Origin of the sequence: Azospirillum sp. TSH58 (assembly GCF_003119115.1) — a bacterium.
GTDB lineage: Bacteria > Pseudomonadota > Alphaproteobacteria > Azospirillales > Azospirillaceae > Azospirillum.
Genome location: NZ_CP022364.1, coordinates 715,692 through 731,123, shown reverse-complemented (window position 1 = coordinate 731,123; position 15,432 = coordinate 715,692). Strand labels below are relative to the sequence as shown.

Genomic DNA, 15,432 nt, shown 5'->3' with positions numbered 1-15,432 from the left:
CGGCCTGATGCCGGACGGGAGCGGCCGGTTCCCGCCGGGCGTCAGCCCTTCCTGAGAACCTTGCCGCCCGTGCCGGCCATCTTCGCCCAATCCTTCGCGAAATAGGCGAAGTCGCGGGACGGGCGGCTGTAGAGGTAGCCCTGGGCCAGCGGCACCCCGAGCTCCGTCAGAAGCTGCGCGTGCTCCGGCCCTTCCACCTGCTCCCCGATCAGCCCGAGGCCGAGCTGGCCGCAGACGTCGACGATGGAGCGCAGCATCGCCATGTCGCGTCCGCTTTGCACGGCGCCGCGGACGAAATGCCCGTCGATCTTGGCGAAGTCCGCCTGGAGGCCGTAGAGCGACTGGAAGGAGGTCGATCCGGCCCCGACATCGTCCAGGCAGATGCGGAACCCGGCGGCGCGCAGCTTCTGCAGGACCTCGTTCAGCTTGGCGATGTCGGTGACGACGACGGTCTCCGTCACCTCGACCAGCAGCTTGCGGGCAAGCTCGCCATAGGGCTCGGTCACCGCCAGGAACTGGCGCAGGAAGATCGGGCTCATCAGCGTCTTGGCGGACAGGTTGATCGCCACGTCCGGCAGGGTCGGCTCCTTGCGGTGGGCGTGCATGGTGTCCAGCACCGACTGCGTCAGCAGCAGGTCGAAGTCGTAGATCAGCCCGACATCCTCGGCGAAGGTGATGAAGTCCGCCGGGGACGGCATGCCCTCCACCCGCGTCAGCGCCTCGAGATGGTGGACGGTCCGGGTCCCGATGTCGACGATGGGCTGGTAGACCACGAAGAAGTCGCGCTTCTCGATGGTCGCGCGCAGCCGGCCGATGCGGTCCACCGCGTCGGACAGCATGCGCTTGGCGCCGTCCTCCAGGCTGGAGATGGTGAACTCGCCGCCCTGGGCGGAGGCGAAGGCCTGCACCGTGTAGACCAGCGCGCGCGCCGCGTCGGCGGGGTCCAGCCGCTCGTCCGACACGTCCAGCGACCAGGTGCGGATGCCGCCGGGCAGTTCGCCGCCGACGCTCTGGATGATCTGGGTGATGTGGTCCTGCACCTCCTGCCCGTCGATGTCGGAGGCGTGGACGATGCCGTAGCGGTCGGTGGCCAGTTGCCCGGCGCTGTCGCCGTTGGCGGAGATCGCCCGCAGATAGGCCTCGATCCCCTGCATCACCTCGCTCGCCGCGCCTTCCGGCAGGGCGTCCACCATCGACTGGAGCCCGTCGATCAGCAGCAGGGTCAGGGCGTTGTCCAGCCCCTTCTCCCGCGCCTTGAGGATGCGGTCCTCCAGGATGTGGCTGAAGGCGTTGCCGTCGAGAAGCTGGCCGGCCGCGGCCAGCGCCTCGTTCGTGTTGCGCGGGCCGGAGGCCAGCAGGACGGTCAGGAACAGCGATCCGGGGCAGGAGTCGAGCCGGCAGCCGCCGAGCAGCGCCGGAAAGCGGTTGCCGTCGCAGCCCTGGAAGACGACGCGCGCTGGCTTGATGCGGCCCTTGTCCTGGATGCGCTTGAACAGGACGGTGACATACTTGCGGTCGTTCGGCGCGACGACGTCGAGCAGGCTGGTGCCGACCAGACCCGCCACGTCGCCTTCGGTCAGGCGGCAGCGCGCGCCCGCGCTGAACAGGATCGTGCCCCGTGCGTCGGTCTCGATCAGCAGGTCCGCCGCGGCGAAGGCGAAGCCGACGAAGCGATCCCGCTCGCGGTGCGACGGGCGTCGGACCTGCGTGTTGGTCTGCGGCACCGGGCGTCTGATCGAGTCGTGCGCAAGCTGCATCGGCAATAGCCCGAAATTGAGAAAAAGTTTATCGAATTGCGTCATTCATTGAATGGAGACTAGCCGTGTTCCCGTTTTGAAAAAAGCGGCAAGATTCGCCCCGTCGTTCCGAACAAAATTTTGGAACGTATAATTTTCAATGATTTAAAGAGAAATATGGTTTTGAGCCGCGCCGGATTATCGCACCCGGCGCGAGAAAAAAACGATTGCGGGCCGTTCCCGAACAGGAAACGGCCCGCTGTGACGATCGAAAGCGGAGAATCGACCGGAGGGATCAGGAGCGGGGACGGAGCCGGGTCACATGGCCCATCTTGCGTCCGGGACGGGACTCCGCCTTGCCGTAGAGGTGCAGGCGGGCGCCGGATTCCGCCATCAGGTCCGGCCAGCGGTCCGCGTCGGCGCCGATCAGGTTCTCCATCTCGGCGTCGGCCACCCGCTCCACGGAGCCCAGCGGCAGGCCGCAGACGGCCCGGACGAGCTGCTCGAACTGGCAGGAATGGCAGGCGTCCATGGTCCAGTGGCCGGAATTGTGCGGGCGCGGGGCCATCTCGTTGACCAGCACGCCGCCGTCCGGGGTCACGAACATCTCGACCGCCAGCACGCCGACGAGGTCCAGCGCCTCGGCGATGCGGCGGGCGACCCGCTCGGCCTCCGCCGCGGTCTCCGCCGGAACGCGGGCCGGGGCGATGGTCGTGTCGAGGATGCCGTCCTTGTGCCGGTTCTCCACGGCGGGGTAGGCGGCCATGCTGCCGTCCAGCCCGCGGGCGACGATCACCGACACCTCGCAGGTGAAGGAGACGAAGCCTTCCACGATGCCGGCGTCGGAGCGGATGGCCGCCCAGGCCTCCGCCGGGTCGCTGCCCGGCTCGATGCGGGCCTGCCCCTTGCCGTCATAGCCGAGGCGGGTGGATTTCAGGATGCAGCGCGGGCCGATCTCCGCCACCGCCTTCGCCACCTCGTCGGCGCTGCGGGCGGCGCGCCAGGGGGCGGTGCCGATGCCCAGCGCGTTGACGAAGGACTTCTCCTCCACCCGGTCCTGGGCGACCGACAGCACCTGGCCGCCGGGATGGACGGGGGTGAAGCGGCCGAGATGCTCGACCACGGCGACCGGGACGTTCTCCCATTCCAGCGTCACCACGTCGACGGAGCGGGCGAAGGCCTCCAGCGCGTCGAGGTCGTCCCAACCGGCGGAGGTGACGGCCGCCGCGACCTGGGCGCAGGGGCTGCCCTCCGATCCCGGCGCGTAGACGTGCGTCTTGTAGCCCAGGCGGGCGGCGGCGAGCGCAGTCATGCGGCCGAGCTGGCCGTCGCCGAGCATGCCGATGGTCGAGCCGGGCGGAAGGATGCGGTGGGCCATGGTTCAGGCGGGCTCGTCGACGGGGGCTTCGGCGACGGCGGCGGTCTGGCGGGCGCGCCAGGCGTCCAGCGCCTCGGCGACCGCCGGGTCCATCAGGGCGATGACCGAACCGGCGAGCAAGGCAGCGTTGATGGCGCCGGCCTTGCCGATGGCCAGCGTGCCAACCGGAACGCCGCCGGGCATCTGGACGATCGACAGCAGGCTGTCCATGCCCTTCAGCGCGTGGCTTTCCACCGGGACGCCGAAGACGGGCAGGGGGGTCATCGAGGCGGCCATGCCCGGCAGGTGGGCGGCGCCGCCGGCCCCGGCGATGACCACCTTCAGGCCGCGGTCGCGGGCGGTGGTGGCGTACTCGACGAGGCGCTGCGGGGTGCGGTGGGCGGAGACGATCCGGACCTCGTGCGGGACGCCGAGCGCGGTCAGCGTCTCGGCGGCGTGCTTCATGGTGGTCCAGTCCGACTGGCTGCCCATGATGATGCCGACCAGCGGCTTGCGGTCGGTGGTGGCGGCGATGGATGCGGACACGGCGCGCGCTTTCCTCTAGGTCCGGAAAGCGGCGCATTATAGAAAGCGCGCGCACGGAGTCCAGCGCGACGCGATGCGCCGGGCCGTCTTCCCTCCGGAAAAACGCGGTGTCAGGCGAAAAAGCGGCGTCAGGCGATGATGTCGGGCAGCATCCGGCTTTCCAGAACCGCGATCTGGTCCTTGAGCGCGAGTTTGCGCTTCTTCAGACGTTGCATCTGAAGCTGGTCGAACGGCGCACGTTCGTGCAGTCGGGCGATCACGTCGTCGAGGTCGCGATGCTCGCTGCGAAGCGTGGCCAGTTTTTCCTTCAGCATCTCTTGTTCGTTCATACGCGCGGGGCCCGCTGGCTGAGCGGCGGGGACTATACCAGATTTCCGGCGCAACGGCAGTGCGAAACCACGCATTCTTCGCAGGGTTATAATCCGGTCGCCGGAATGTAATATACTCGGAGGACCAGAACCATTGCGGTGGAGCAACGTTCTGGTATGACTACCTTTCGCAGCGGTTCCAGACGACACGGGACAGTCATCCATGACAGCAGGCAAGCGCATCGGCATTCTCACCAGCGGCGGCGACTGCGCCGGGCTGAACGCGGTCATCCGCGCGGTGGTCCACCGGGCCGTCCTGACCTACGGCTGGCAGGTCCTGGGCATCAAGGAAGGCACCCAGGGGTTGCTGCAGCGTCCGGTGCAGTATCAGGTGCTCGACCTCCCGCAGGTTGACGGCAACATGATGCGCATGGGCGGGACGATCCTCGGCACGACCAATCGCGGCGACCCCTTCGCCTACCCGATGGCCGACGGCACGCAGAAGGACCGGTCGGACGAGATCATCGGCGGCTACCGCGAGCTGGGGCTGGACGCGCTGATCGGCATCGGCGGCGACGGCAGCTTCGCCATCCTGAAGAAGCTGGCCGACAAGGGCGGCTTCCAGATGGTCGGCATCCCCAAGACCATCGACAACGATCTCGGCCTGACCGAGGTCTCGGTGGGCTACGACACCGCCGTCGGCGTGGCGGTCGAGGCGCTCGACCGGCTCCAGCCGACCGCGGCCAGCCACGCCCGCGTCATGGTGCTGGAGGTGATGGGCCGCGACGCCGGCCACATCGCCCTGGCCGCGGGCATCGCCGGCGGCGCCGACGTGGTGCTGATCCCCGAGATCCCCTATTCCATCGAGAGCATCGCCCGGAAGATCAAGCAGGTGCGCTCGACGGGCCGCAACTTCGCCCTGGTCGTGGTGTCGGAGGCGGTGAAGACCGCGGACGGCACCGGCGTGCAGAAGCTGTTCCAGGGCGGCCAGAAGCGCTACGGCGGCATCGGCGACTACATCGGCGAGAAGATCGCCGAGGCGACGGGGGCGGAAACCCGCGTCACCGTCCTGGGCCACGTCCAGCGCGGCAGCATGCCCAGCCCGCGCGACCGTCTGGTCGCCTCGGCCTTCGGCGTACACGCCGTGGACCTGATCGCGGAGGGCAAGTTCGACCGCATGGTCGCCTGGTCGGACCGCGGCGTCATCGACGTGCCGATCACCGAGGCCATCGCCAAATACGCCTGCGTGGAGTTGGACGGCGCCATGGTCAAGACCGCCCGCGGCCTGGGCATCAGCCTGGGCGACTGAGCGGCGGTTCGCAGGAAGGCAGGCACGGCGATGTCGGACAACCCGCTCTGGGACTTCTCGCTCGCCGTCTATGGGCGGCCCGGCGTGCCCGCCGCCTGCCTCGACCTCCAGGACCGGCTCGGCCAGGACGTGAACGTCCTGCTGTTCGCCGCCTGGGCGGGCATGGCCTGCAACGCCGACCTGCCGGCGGAGGAGTTGGCGCGGATCGACTCCGCGGTCGCTTCCTGGCGGGCCGAGGTGGTCCGCCCGCTGCGCGCCGTCCGACGCCGGGCGAAGGGGGAGGACGACGCCCTCTACCGGCGCCTGAAGGCCGCGGAGCTGGAGGCGGAGCGCGTCCAGCAGGACCGTCTCTTCGCCCTCTCCGGGCTCACCCCCGCGCCGGGGGGCGGCGCCACCCTGGCCGCGGCCAACCTCTACCGGCTGGTGCCGGAGGGGGACCCGGCGGTGATGGCGCTGCTGGCGGCGCTCGGCACGCCGCCCGAGCCCTGACGGAAGCGGTGTCATGCCTCACGCCATCCTCGCCTCGCCCCGGCTCATCCTGCGTCCCTGGCGCGACGGGGACGGCGACGCCTTTTACGCGCTGTCGCAAAATCCCGCGGTGATGGAGCATCTGCTGCCGCTTCCCGACCGGGCGGCCAGCGACGCGGTGATCCAACGCATCGGCGAGCATTTCGACCGGCACGGCTTCGGCTTCTGGGCGGTGGAGCGGCCCGGCCACAGCCCCTTCATCGGCTTCGTCGGGTTGGCCCGCGTGACGTGGGAGGCGCCCTTCGCCCCCGCCGTCGAGGTGGGGTGGCGGCTCGACCCCGCCCATTGGGGGCAGGGGCTGGCGACCGAGGCGGCCGGGCTGGCGCTGGACCACGGGTTCGGCGCCGCCGGGCTGGACGAGATCGTTGCCTTCACCGTGCCGGCGAACCGGCGGTCGCAGCGGGTCATGGAGCGGCTGGGCATGGAGCGCGACGCGGCGGGCGACTTCGACCATCCGCGGGTTCCCGACGGGCATCGCCTCAAGCGGCACGTCCTCTACCGGATTGGGCGCGACCGCTGGCAGGGCGGGATAAAGGCCGGGATCAGCGGACCAGGATGAGGCTGTTGTGGTCGCCCGTCTCGTCGGACACCTGGAAGGGCTTGCCGACATAGAAGGCTTGGCAGCGCTTGCCGCCGGACAGGCGGGTCAGTCCAGCTTCCCACTCCTGCCCGCGCGGGCCGAGGATGCGCAGTTTCAACTGGTCGAGCAGCGGGTAGATCTGATAGCCCTCGAGGGCCAGCGGCTCCCCCTTCGCGGAGAAGGCGTCCTGGTTCAGCGTGAGGGTCTTGCCGTTGAGGTCGAGCTTGACGTCCTGCGCCCACGGGCAGCCGCCGCCACCGGCGGGCTTGTCGCTGGCCGCGGCGGGCTCGACGGTCAGAACCGCCGGGACGATGGCGCAGGTCAGGGCGAGCGCGCAGATGTTCAACGTGCTTTTCATCGGCAATGTGCTTTTCATAGACGGAACGCGGCCCTCGCGCTGAATACCCCGGTATGCTCCAGGGCATGGGTGCAGCATAAGTTTTGCAAAAGTGAAATGCAACGCGGGGCTTCTCGTGGGTGGGTTGCGGGAACGGCAGGCCTTGTGACAAATCCGGCAGCGGACCCGCGTGATCCACCGGCTTCCGGTACCCCTCCCACCACCGGGCACTTCCCATGGCGACGATCATCGAGGCCCTTCTGGCCGCCATCGACCATCACCAGGCGGGCCGTCTGGCCGAGGCGGCGACGCTTTATGGGCGCATTCTGGACGCCGACCCCGAACAGTCCGACGCCACCCAGTTTCTGGGCGTGCTCCACGCGCAGGCGGGACGTCCGGCGGATGGGGCGCGCCTGCTGCGCCGGGCGCTGGCGTTGCGCCCCGACTCGGCGGGCGGTCAATCCAATCTGGCCGGCGCCCTTCAGACCATGGGCGACCCGGCGGGGGCGGAGGCCGGCTACGCCCGCGCCCTGCGGCTCGACCCGCGGCTCGCCGACGCCCACGCCAGCCGGGCTGGCGCCCTGCGCGACCTGAACCGGGTGCCGGAGGCCGCCCGTTCGGCGCAAAGGGCCTTGGCGCTGCTCCCGGCCTCGACGGATGCCTTGGTGAACCTCGCCGAAACGGCGCTGGCCGGACGGCGGGGAGAGGAAGCGGAGCGGGCGGCCCGCCGCGCCGCCGCGCTGGCGCCGGGGTTGCCGGCGGCCTGGATGATGCTCGGTTCCGCCTGCGCGGCGCTCAAGCGCTGGGACGAGGCGGAGGCCGCCTACCGCGCGGCGCTGGACCGCGCCCCCGGCTACGCCGCCGCGTGGGGAAATCTCGGATCGCTGCTCGCCGGGCTGGGCCGCTTCGACGAGGCGCTGGCGGCCTTCGCCACGGCGGAGGAGCGCGGCTTCTCCGGCCCGTCCCTGTGGTCGGCGCGCGGCGGCGCGCTGCTCGCCATGGCCCGGCCGGTGGAGGCGCTCGCCGACTTCGACCGGGTGCTGGAGGCCCGCCCCGGCGACGCCGGGATGCGCTGGAACCGCGGCTTCGCCCGGCTGCTGGCCGGCGACTATGAGAACGGCTGGCCGGAGTTCGACTGGCGCCGCCACGACGCGCGGGCGGAACCGCCCTGGCGCCGCTTCGCCCAGCCCACCTGGACCGGCGGCGACATCGCCGGGCGCACCATCCTGCTCTACGCCGAGCAGGGGTTGGGCGACACCCTCCAGTTCGTCCGCTACGTCCCGTTGGTGGCGGAGCGCGGGGCGCGGGTGATCCTTGAGGTGCAGCGGCCTCTTCTGAGCGTCCTGTCGGGCCTGCCGGGGGTGGAGCAGTTGATCGCCCGCGGCGATCCGCTTCCGGACTTCGATCTGGAATGCCCGCTGATGAGCCTGCCGCGCGCCGTCGGCACCGGGCTGGACGACGTGCCCGCCGCCGTCCCCTATCTGCATCCCGACCCGCAACGCGCCGCCGCCTGGAGCGAGCGGCTGGCGGACGGGCAGGGGCTGCGGGTGGGGCTGGTCTGGGCGGGCAACCCGCGCTTTCCCGGCGACGCTCTGCGCTCGCCCCGGCTGGCCGGGCTGCGGCCGGTGCTGGACGTGCCGGGGGTGCGATTCTTCGGTCTTCAGAAAGGGCCGGGGCGGGAGGATCTGGAGCGGGTGGCGATGCCGGCGTCCTTCACCGACCTCGGGCCGTACATCGCCGATTTCGCCGACACCGCGGCGATCATGGCCAACCTCGACCTCGTCATCTCCTCCTGCACCGGTCCGGCGCATCTGGCTGGGGCGCTGGGGGTGCCGGTCTGGGTGGTGTTGCCGCTCTCGCCGGACTGGCGCTGGCTGCTGGGACGGGAGGACAGCCCCTGGTACCCGACCGCCCGCCTGTTCCGTCAGGCGCGCGTCGGCGACTGGACGGAGGTGGCCGGGCGGGTCGCCGACGCGTTGCGTGCCGCGGCTCTTACGACTTGAGAGTGATCGTCGTCTGGGTCATCTCGTCGGCGGTGGACACCAGCTTGGAGGCGGCGGAGTAGGTGCGCTGCGCCTGGATCAGCGTGGTGAACTGCTCCTCGATCTTGACGTTGGAGCCCTCGACGCTGGCCGTGTTCAGCGACGCCCCGACGGTCTTCGGCGCGTTGGTGCCGGTCTCGTTGGTCAGGTTGCCGAAGGAGTTCAGGCGGATGGCGCCGGAATTGGCGGTGGTCCGGAACATGGTGCCGGACACGCTCTCCAGGTCGGTCGGGTTGATCACCGTCGCGTCGGGGATGCGGTAGATGTAGCGCTGCTTCCCGCCCTGGAAGTTCGCGGCGACGAAGCCGTCCGCGGTCAGTTCCGCCCCCTGGTAGGTGCCGGCGCGGATGCCGTTGTTGCCCTGGACGATGCCCAGATCCATGCCGGCGATGGTGGTGATGGAGTTGGTCATCTTCCCATAGGACCCGAGATCCAGCGTCGTCTGGGCGAAGTCGCCGCCGGGATTCAGGGTCAGGGTCACCGGGGCGCCGGTGGGGCCGCCGGTCAGCGTGCCGTTGCGGGCGAAGTTCAGCGTGCCGAGCGGTTGCCAGGTGGTGGGGTCGTTCACGTTGCCGTTGCCCACCGGCTTGCCGTCCGCGCCGACGACCCCGGCGTTGAAGACCTGCCACGTCGAGGTGCCGTCCTCCGCCTGCCCGGTCTTCAGGAAGCGCAGGGCCATCGCCCCATCGGCGCCGTTCTTGTCGACCATGTTCAGAACGACGCCGGTCGTGTTCGCCGTGGTGATCTCGCCGGTCACCGGGGCCTGGTCGTACGGCAGGTTGAGGTTCAGCGACGCCTGGGTCGAGGCTTCGCGGTAGTCCTGCAAGCCGCTCAGCGAAACCGGGGTCATGCTGCTGAGGCTGCCGAAAGAGCCGGAGCCATTGGCGGGGTCGAGCTTGAAGCCCATCAGCGCCTTGCCGGCGCCGTTCACCAGACGGCCTTCCTTGTCGGGGGAGAAGTCGCCCGACCGCGTCAGGAAAACCGAATCGTCGCTCGTCCGGGCGGTGGTCGCGGTCGTGCCGGTCTGGGCATCCAGGTCCTGGACGAGGAAGAAGCCGTTGCCGACGATGGCCGCGTTCGTGGTGACGTCGGTCCGGGTGACGGTGCCGCCGCTGTGGTCCAACCGCTCGAAGGCGCGCACACCGTTGCCGGGGTCCTTGTTGCCGGTGCGGTCGCTCAGCACGAAGTCGGAGAACTGGGTTTCCGACGCCTTGAAGCCGGACGTGGAGGCGTTCGCGATGTTGTTCGAAATGGTGCCCAGGGCCCGGTTCTGCGCCGTCAGCCCGAGAACGCCATTGTTGAAGATCGTGGTGATGCCCATGGTCCGGCCGCCTCATTCCCGTCGACACGCGTCCGCCGGAACGCGCCGAAAAGGAAAGTGCAACCGTCGTGCCAGAAGGCGGTGAGCCGCTGAAACAACCCTCTCCCTTGGCGGGGGAGGGATTTTGCGCGGACCCCGGAAACCAGGGATGGGCAGAAATTTCCCGGCGGAAGCGGCTCCTCACCCTCCGCTGGGCAGCTTTCGCCCACCCCGCATCCTCAATCGACCGGCTCGAACATCTTGGTCTGGGAGTTGATGGCCCACAGGTCGCCGCTGTCCAGGTCGAACCACCAGCCGTGCAGCTCCAGCGTCCCGGCCTCCACCCGCTCGCGGACGAAGGGGAAGGTCATCAGGTTGTCGACCGAGGTGCGGACGGCGGCGCGCTCGATCACGTCGGGCTTCTGTTGGAGACGCTCGAACTCGGCCTTGCGCCGCTCCTCGTCGGTGTCGCCCTGGGCGGGCGGGATGTAGGGGTCGAGCGCGGCGCTGGCGATGGACACCCAGGGCGACACGAAGTCGTTCTGGTCCGGCTCCCCCTTGCGCAGGCGGATCAGCCCCTGGATGCCGCCGCACAGGGCATGGCCCAGGACGATGACGTGGCTGACCTGAAGCACCCGCACCGCGTACTCGATGGCCGCCGAGGTGCCGTGGTAGCTGCCGTCCGGCTGGTAGGGCGGGACGAGGTTGGCGACGTTGCGGACGACGAACATCTCGCCGGGCTCCGCCTGGGTGAGCAGCGCCGGATCGACGCGGCTGTCGGAGCAGCCGATCATCAGGATCTTCGGCTTCTGCCCCTCCTCGACGAGCTGGCGCATGCTGTCGGGCCGGCGCTCGTAGTAGCGCGCTCGGAAGCCTTTCATCCCGGCGAGAAGCTGACGAATCGGAACGTCCTGGTCGCGGGTGTGTGGCATCGTTCTGATACCCCTCTACGGTCGGGATTTAGCGGATGCGGTATAGCCCAGGCCGGATCATGTTTCCAGAACCTCCGCAGGCGCCGGTTCACCCCAGCGGCGGACGATGCCGGCGTCCAGCCCGAACAGGTCGAGCGCCCGCCCCACGGCGTGGTCCACCAGATCGTCGATGGTCTGCGGGCGGCTGTAGAAGGCGGGGACCGGCGGGGCGATCACCGCCCCCATCTCGGCCAGCTGGGTCATCGTGCGCAGGTGCCCGAGATGCAGCGGCGTCTCGCGCACCATCAGCACCAGCGGGCGCCGTTCCTTCAACGTGACGTCGGCGGCGCGGGTCAGCAGGGTGGAGGTCACGCCCGTGGCGATCTCGCTCATCGTGCGGACGGAGCAGGGGGCGACGATCATGCCCATGGCGCGGAAGCTGCCGCTGGCGATGGCCGCGCCGATGTCGGCGGCGGCGTAGGACACGTCGGCCAGAGCCCGCAGCTCCGCCACCTTCATGTCGGTCTCATGGGCCAGGGTGACCTCGGCCGACCGGCTGACGACGAGGTGCGATTCGACGCCGATCCGGCGCAGCACGGACAGCAGCCGGATGCCCAGGATCACGCCCGAGGCTCCGCTGATTCCGACGACAAGACGGGAGGGTGCAGTCATGCCGAAGAAGTAGCGCGCGGGCCGGGCGCCGTCCAGAGCGCGGTCTTCACGGATATCTTCACAGGCCCGGCGCCGGGGGCGGAGGGACGGGCCGCCCCCGGGGCCTGAAAGCAAAAAGCCCCCCTCCCGCCGGGGGAGAGGGGCCGGGGAAACGGCGTCAGCGCGCCTCTTCCCGCTCCGAATAGGGCGACTCGTCGCCGTAGCCTTCCTCGCCGTCCTGGGCCTCGCGCTCCTCCTGCGAGAGCGGGACGCCGCCGCGGCGGACGGCCAGGGCCAGGGCCTCCTCCAGCTCACGCTGGGTGCACAGGCCGAGCAGCACGGGGTTGCGCGGCTTGATGTTCGGGGCGTTCCAGTGCGTGCGGTCGCGCACCGCCGCGATGGTCGGCTTGGTCGTGCCGATCAGGCGGCAGAGCTGGGCGTCCGACAGCTCCGGATGGTGCTTCAGCAGCCAGGCGATGGCGTCCGGCTTGTCGCCGCGCTTGGTGATCGGGGTGTAGCGCGGCCCCTTGGACCGGGCGGCCGGCAGCGGCAGGTCGGGGACCAGCAGCTTCAAGCGCAGGTCCTGGTTGCGCTCGCAGCGTTCGATCTCGCCCTTGGTCAACTGACCGTTGGCCACCGGGTCCAGCCCGACCATGCCGACCGCCACCTCGCCATCGGCGATGGCCTGGACCTCCAGGGAATGCAGGCCGCAGAAGGCGGCGATCTGCTCGAAGGTCAAGGATGTGTTCTCGACCAGCCAGACGGCCGTCGCTTTCGGCATCAAGGGCAGTGCCATCGTCCCTCCTGACAACTCCAACCCGACCGCACCCGCTGGCGGGTGGCGCGATCGGCCATAACTATACCGGATGATCCCGAGCTTCGCCCTCCATATAGGGCCGGAACCGGTCGATGTAAGCGTGCTCGGGCAGGCGGCCGGGAAAACCCGGACACCGACCCTTCTGCTAACCGTCTTGGCGCGCTTTAGCAAGCCCACCCCGCGGTTCGCAAACAAGAATGAAGCGAAAAAAATGCTTGAAAGGGGAATTCCCAGCTGTAAAGCCGCGGAATTCCCTTCGCAATCCAACGGTTCGCGGTGGCGGTGACCGTCGCGGCGGCGGTCAGCCGCCAACCGTCATGACGATCTTGCCGATGTGCGCGCTGGATTCCATCAGGGCGTGCGCCTCGGTCGCCTGCTCCAGCGTGAACACCTTGTGGATCACCGGCTTGACCGTGCCGCCTTCCAGCAGCGGCCACACCTTCTCGCGCAGCGCGGCGGCGATGCGGCCCTTCTCCTCGACCGAGCGCGCGCGCAGGGTGGAGCCGGTGAGGGTCAGGCGCTTGGTCATCACCGGGAACATGTTGATGGAGACCTTCGGCCCCTGCAGGAAGGCGATGGAGACGTGCCGCCCGTCCGGGGCCATGATGCCGATGTCGCGGGCGATGTAGTCGCCGCCGACCATGTCCAGCACCACGTCGACGCCGCGCCCGCCCGTCTCCTTCTGGATGACGGCGGCGAAGTCCTCGGTCTTGTAGTCGATGGCGCGGTCGGCGCCCAGCTCCTCGCAGGCGCGGCACTTCTCGGCGCTGCCGGCGGTGGTGAACACCTCGGCGCCAAAGGCCTTGGCGAGCTGGATGGCCGTGGTGCCGATGCCGCTGGAGCCGCCATGGACCAGCAGCGTCTCGCCGGGCTTCAGCGCGCCGCGCTCGAACACGTTGGTCCAGACGGTGAAGAAGGTCTCCGGAACGGCGGCGGCCTCGACCATGCCGTAGCCCTTGGGCACGGGCAGGAGCTGCGGCGCCGGAACCACGCAATACTGGGCATAGCCGCCGCCGGCGATCAGGGCGCAGACCGCGTCGTCGGCGGCCCACTCCGTCACGCCCTCGCCCAGGGCGACGACGCGCCCGGCGATCTCCAGGCCGGGCAGGTCGGAGGCGCCCGGCGGCGGGTCGTAGCGGCCCTGGCGCTGCAGCATGTCCGGACGGTTGACGCCCGCGGCCTCCACCGCCACCAGCACCTCGCCGGGGCCGGGCACCGGGGCGGGGCGCTGCACGGTGCGCAGGACCTCCGGGCCGCCGGGTTGCGAAATCTCCACGCAGGTCATGCTGTCCGGCAGGGCGATGCCCATGGTGTCTTCCCCATTCCTCGTTGACGCGGCGTCCACCGGTCCGGCGCCGGTCCGGTCGTCCCCGATCCGGGCGGCCGGGCCGTTTGTGTCCGCAGGCGTCCAAAGTTAGAATTCCGCACCGGCGCTGACAAGCACGCCCCGCCGGCCTTTCCGACGGGCGGGAAGCGGACGGCGCGGGGCAGGGATGCGCGGATGCGGGAGGAGGAGCCCTATGGACATCGACGATCTGGAGCCGCGCAAGGCCAAGCCGGCGCTGAAGGACCTGACCGCGCTGGGCGTGGCGGAGCTGAGGGACTACATCGCCGGGCTGGAGGCCGAGATCGCCCGCGCCCGCGCCGCCATCGCCGCCAAGGAGGCGCAGAAGAACGCCGCGGAGGCCTTCTTCCGGAAGCCGTCCTGAGAATGGGAAAGCCCCTCTCCCTTGCGACGGGAGAGGGGCCGCAGGCTGCAAAACCTCAGTCCGCGCCGACCAGATCGCGGTAGCAGTGCCAGGAGGCGTGGCCGATCAGCGGCAGGGCCAGAGCCAGACCCAGGAAGCCGGTGACCATTCCGGCCGCGGTGAACAGCACGATCAGGAAGGCCCAGCCGGCCATGGTCCGCAGATTTTCGCGCAGCACCGCGACGCTGGTCGCCATGGCGGTGAAGCTGTCGGTCTCGCGGTCCAGCAGCATCGGGATCGACACCACGCTGATGGCGAAGACCGCCGTGGCGATGACGCCGCCGACGATGGTGCCGGTCAGCAGGAACGGGATCGTCTGGGACGAGAAGAAGATGCGGTCGACGAGCTGGTCGAAGGCCGGCGGCTCCGTCGCGAAGAACAGCGCGAACAGCAGGAAGGCGATGCGGATCCAGGCCAGCATGGCGAGCGTCAGCGCCAGCCCGATCCCGGCGATCTGCACGCCGTTGCGGCGGTAGGCCCCGGCGACCTTCAGCAGGGTCGGAGTCTCGCCCCGCTCCAGCAGGCGGCTGGTCTCGTAGAGACCGACGGCGAACACCGGCCCCAGCAGCATGAAGCCGGCCGCCATCGGCAGGACCAGATACTGCATGTCCTGCATCGACAGGACCGCCACCAGCGCGAAACTGGACAGGACCGCCAGCAGGCCGTAGGCGGCGCTGATCATGGGGCTGGCGCACATGTCGCGCCAGCCGGCGCTCAGCCACACCCAGGGGCGGTCGACGTCGACGCTGCGGATTCGCGGAAGATAGGGCGCCGGCTTGTGGAATTCGGAGGGTTCCTTGCGCCGGACCGGTCGATGAAGCTGGGACGCACCGCGGTGAGACGACATGTCGACCATGATGATGGTCCTCCCCTTTGTCCATTGCGCCTCTCGTCAGGGCAACTGTAGCAAAGCGGTCCGCGGTGTACCAGATTGTCTTATGGACGAATTGTTCGAATACCAAATTGTCACAAAAGCGATACCAAAGCACGGCCTTGGCCGTCACCCTCCGGGCGCCTCGCCGTCGCCAGCCATACCTTCGGCCGCCTTTCCTTCGACCCTTTTCCCGTCGAGATCCGCCTCGCGGCGTTCGGCGTCCTGACGGTCGCGCAGCTTTTCGGCCTTGGTGCGCCCGAAGCGGATGCGGTTCTCCTCGGCGGTCTTTTCGCGCTCTTCCTTCTGGCGCATCTTTCGGAAGCGGTTCAGGTTCACGACATCGGCCATGAGGCGCGTCTCCTGCGGGCGGGGCATATCGTCTTTTGGA

General features: G+C 69.5%; 17 protein-coding genes. 5 read left to right on the top strand and 12 right to left on the bottom strand.

The features are described from left to right. Positions 1–41: 41 nt before the first annotated feature. The 4 genes from TSH58p_RS07015 to TSH58p_RS07000 all read right to left on the bottom strand — a co-directional run bounded on the left by TSH58p_RS07015 (position 42) and on the right by TSH58p_RS07000 (position 3,968). Positions 42–1,757 (bottom strand): EAL domain-containing protein, encoded by a 1,716-nt coding sequence (locus TSH58p_RS07015; protein WP_247873823.1) that lies wholly within the window; start codon positions 1,755–1,757, stop codon positions 42–44. 274 nt (positions 1,758–2,031) lie between these two features. After that, a complete protein-coding gene (locus TSH58p_RS07010) occupies positions 2,032–3,114 on the bottom strand; it encodes a 5-(carboxyamino)imidazole ribonucleotide synthase (RefSeq protein WP_109068050.1) in 1,083 nt (360 codons plus the stop codon). A gap of 3 nt (positions 3,115–3,117) precedes the next feature. Continuing rightward, positions 3,118–3,585 (bottom strand): 5-(carboxyamino)imidazole ribonucleotide mutase, encoded by a 468-nt coding sequence (purE, locus tag TSH58p_RS07005; RefSeq protein WP_109068080.1) that lies wholly within the window; start codon positions 3,583–3,585, stop codon positions 3,118–3,120. Positions 3,586–3,767: 182 nt separating this feature from the next. After that, complete coding sequence (locus tag TSH58p_RS07000) at positions 3,768–3,968, bottom strand: YdcH family protein (protein ID WP_109068049.1); 201 nt, start codon at positions 3,966–3,968, stop codon at positions 3,768–3,770. Between the two features lie 202 nt (positions 3,969–4,170). Between TSH58p_RS07000 and TSH58p_RS06995 the strand changes: the two genes are divergently transcribed. From TSH58p_RS06995 to TSH58p_RS06985, 3 genes are read left to right on the top strand one after another with little or no spacing between them, the layout of a single operon-like run. Beyond that, positions 4,171–5,256, top strand: a complete 1,086-nt coding sequence (locus tag TSH58p_RS06995) for an ATP-dependent 6-phosphofructokinase (protein ID WP_109068048.1) — start codon at positions 4,171–4,173, stop codon at positions 5,254–5,256. Between the two features lie 30 nt (positions 5,257–5,286). Continuing rightward, the gene (locus TSH58p_RS06990) at positions 5,287–5,745 is read left to right on the top strand and encodes a TIGR02444 family protein (protein WP_109068047.1); all 459 of its coding nucleotides are present in this window, start codon (positions 5,287–5,289) and stop codon (positions 5,743–5,745) included. Positions 5,746–5,758: 13 nt separating this feature from the next. Continuing rightward, complete coding sequence (locus TSH58p_RS06985; protein ID WP_109068046.1) at positions 5,759–6,343, top strand: GNAT family N-acetyltransferase; 585 nt, start codon at positions 5,759–5,761, stop codon at positions 6,341–6,343. Here TSH58p_RS06985 and TSH58p_RS06980 read toward each other — a convergent pair. Next, entirely contained in the window at positions 6,327–6,722 is a 396-nt protein-coding gene (locus tag TSH58p_RS06980; RefSeq protein ID WP_109068045.1) for a hypothetical protein, read from the bottom strand. The two genes, TSH58p_RS06985 and TSH58p_RS06980, sit on opposite strands and share 17 nt — an antisense overlap. A 215-nt stretch (positions 6,723–6,937) precedes the next feature. On the opposite strand from TSH58p_RS06980, the gene TSH58p_RS06975 reads away from it, so the two are divergent. Further along, positions 6,938–8,704: a tetratricopeptide repeat protein gene (locus TSH58p_RS06975; protein WP_109068044.1), complete on the top strand. Its 1,767-nt coding sequence runs from the start codon at positions 6,938–6,940 to the stop codon at positions 8,702–8,704. Here the strand turns inward: TSH58p_RS06975 and TSH58p_RS06970 are convergent. From TSH58p_RS06970 to TSH58p_RS06950, 5 genes are all read right to left on the bottom strand, one after another. Beyond that, a complete protein-coding gene (locus TSH58p_RS06970; RefSeq protein ID WP_109068043.1) occupies positions 8,694–10,064 on the bottom strand; it encodes a flagellar hook protein FlgE in 1,371 nt (456 codons plus the stop codon). The two genes, TSH58p_RS06975 and TSH58p_RS06970, sit on opposite strands and share 11 nt — an antisense overlap. Positions 10,065–10,282: 218 nt before the next feature. Then, positions 10,283–10,975: a carbonic anhydrase gene (locus TSH58p_RS06965; protein ID WP_014239916.1), complete on the bottom strand. Its 693-nt coding sequence runs from the start codon at positions 10,973–10,975 to the stop codon at positions 10,283–10,285. 57 nt (positions 10,976–11,032) lie between these two features. Further along, positions 11,033–11,626: a UbiX family flavin prenyltransferase gene (locus TSH58p_RS06960; protein ID WP_041810970.1), complete on the bottom strand. Its 594-nt coding sequence runs from the start codon at positions 11,624–11,626 to the stop codon at positions 11,033–11,035. Between the two features lie 157 nt (positions 11,627–11,783). Further along, a complete protein-coding gene (locus TSH58p_RS06955; protein ID WP_109068042.1) occupies positions 11,784–12,401 on the bottom strand; it encodes a DUF1013 domain-containing protein in 618 nt (205 codons plus the stop codon). Between the two features lie 322 nt (positions 12,402–12,723). Next, positions 12,724–13,731, bottom strand: a complete 1,008-nt coding sequence (locus TSH58p_RS06950; RefSeq protein ID WP_109068041.1) for an NAD(P)H-quinone oxidoreductase — start codon at positions 13,729–13,731, stop codon at positions 12,724–12,726. Between the two features lie 211 nt (positions 13,732–13,942). On the opposite strand from TSH58p_RS06950, the gene TSH58p_RS06945 reads away from it, so the two are divergent. Next, on the top strand, positions 13,943–14,131 hold the full coding sequence (locus TSH58p_RS06945) for a DUF1192 family protein (protein WP_109068040.1): 189 nt from the start codon (positions 13,943–13,945) through the stop codon (positions 14,129–14,131). 55 nt (positions 14,132–14,186) lie between these two features. Here the strand turns inward: TSH58p_RS06945 and TSH58p_RS06940 are convergent, their stop codons facing one another. After that, positions 14,187–15,026 carry a DUF2189 domain-containing protein gene (locus TSH58p_RS06940; protein WP_109068039.1) on the bottom strand — a complete coding sequence of 280 codons (840 nt, stop codon included), beginning with the start codon at positions 15,024–15,026 and terminating at the stop codon, positions 14,187–14,189. A 144-nt stretch (positions 15,027–15,170) separates the two neighbouring features. Then, on the bottom strand, positions 15,171–15,392 hold the full coding sequence (locus TSH58p_RS06935; protein ID WP_109068079.1) for a DUF4169 family protein: 222 nt from the start codon (positions 15,390–15,392) through the stop codon (positions 15,171–15,173). Positions 15,393–15,432 lie beyond the last annotated feature (40 nt).

What these genes read in the sequence shown, in the direction of transcription:
- TSH58p_RS07015 (WP_247873823.1), bottom strand. Translation starts at nt 1,757, where the DNA reads ATGCAGCTTGCGCACGACTCGATCAGACGCCCGGTGCCGCAGACCAAC.
- TSH58p_RS07010 (WP_109068050.1), bottom strand. Translation starts at nt 3,114, where the DNA reads ATGGCCCACCGCATCCTTCCGCCCGGCTCGACCATCGGCATGCTCGGC.
- TSH58p_RS06945 (WP_109068040.1), top strand. Translation starts at nt 13,943, where the DNA reads ATGGACATCGACGATCTGGAGCCGCGCAAGGCCAAGCCGGCGCTGAAG.
- TSH58p_RS07000 (WP_109068049.1), bottom strand. Translation starts at nt 3,968, where the DNA reads ATGAACGAACAAGAGATGCTGAAGGAAAAACTGGCCACGCTTCGCAGC.
- TSH58p_RS06985 (WP_109068046.1), top strand. Translation starts at nt 5,759, where the DNA reads ATGCCTCACGCCATCCTCGCCTCGCCCCGGCTCATCCTGCGTCCCTGG.
- TSH58p_RS06980 (WP_109068045.1), bottom strand. Translation starts at nt 6,722, where the DNA reads ATGAAAAGCACGTTGAACATCTGCGCGCTCGCCCTGACCTGCGCCATC.
- TSH58p_RS06960 (WP_041810970.1), bottom strand. Translation starts at nt 11,626, where the DNA reads ATGACTGCACCCTCCCGTCTTGTCGTCGGAATCAGCGGAGCCTCGGGC.
- TSH58p_RS06940 (WP_109068039.1), bottom strand. Translation starts at nt 15,026, where the DNA reads ATGGTCGACATGTCGTCTCACCGCGGTGCGTCCCAGCTTCATCGACCG.
- purE (WP_109068080.1), bottom strand. Translation starts at nt 3,585, where the DNA reads ATGGGCAGCCAGTCGGACTGGACCACCATGAAGCACGCCGCCGAGACG.
- TSH58p_RS06965 (WP_014239916.1), bottom strand. Translation starts at nt 10,975, where the DNA reads ATGCCACACACCCGCGACCAGGACGTTCCGATTCGTCAGCTTCTCGCC.
- TSH58p_RS06970 (WP_109068043.1), bottom strand. Translation starts at nt 10,064, where the DNA reads ATGGGCATCACCACGATCTTCAACAATGGCGTTCTCGGGCTGACGGCG.
- TSH58p_RS06955 (WP_109068042.1), bottom strand. Translation starts at nt 12,401, where the DNA reads ATGGCACTGCCCTTGATGCCGAAAGCGACGGCCGTCTGGCTGGTCGAG.
- TSH58p_RS06950 (WP_109068041.1), bottom strand. Translation starts at nt 13,731, where the DNA reads ATGGGCATCGCCCTGCCGGACAGCATGACCTGCGTGGAGATTTCGCAA.
- TSH58p_RS06935 (WP_109068079.1), bottom strand. Translation starts at nt 15,392, where the DNA reads ATGGCCGATGTCGTGAACCTGAACCGCTTCCGAAAGATGCGCCAGAAG.
- TSH58p_RS06975 (WP_109068044.1), top strand. Translation starts at nt 6,938, where the DNA reads ATGGCGACGATCATCGAGGCCCTTCTGGCCGCCATCGACCATCACCAG.
- TSH58p_RS06995 (WP_109068048.1), top strand. Translation starts at nt 4,171, where the DNA reads ATGACAGCAGGCAAGCGCATCGGCATTCTCACCAGCGGCGGCGACTGC.
- TSH58p_RS06990 (WP_109068047.1), top strand. Translation starts at nt 5,287, where the DNA reads ATGTCGGACAACCCGCTCTGGGACTTCTCGCTCGCCGTCTATGGGCGG.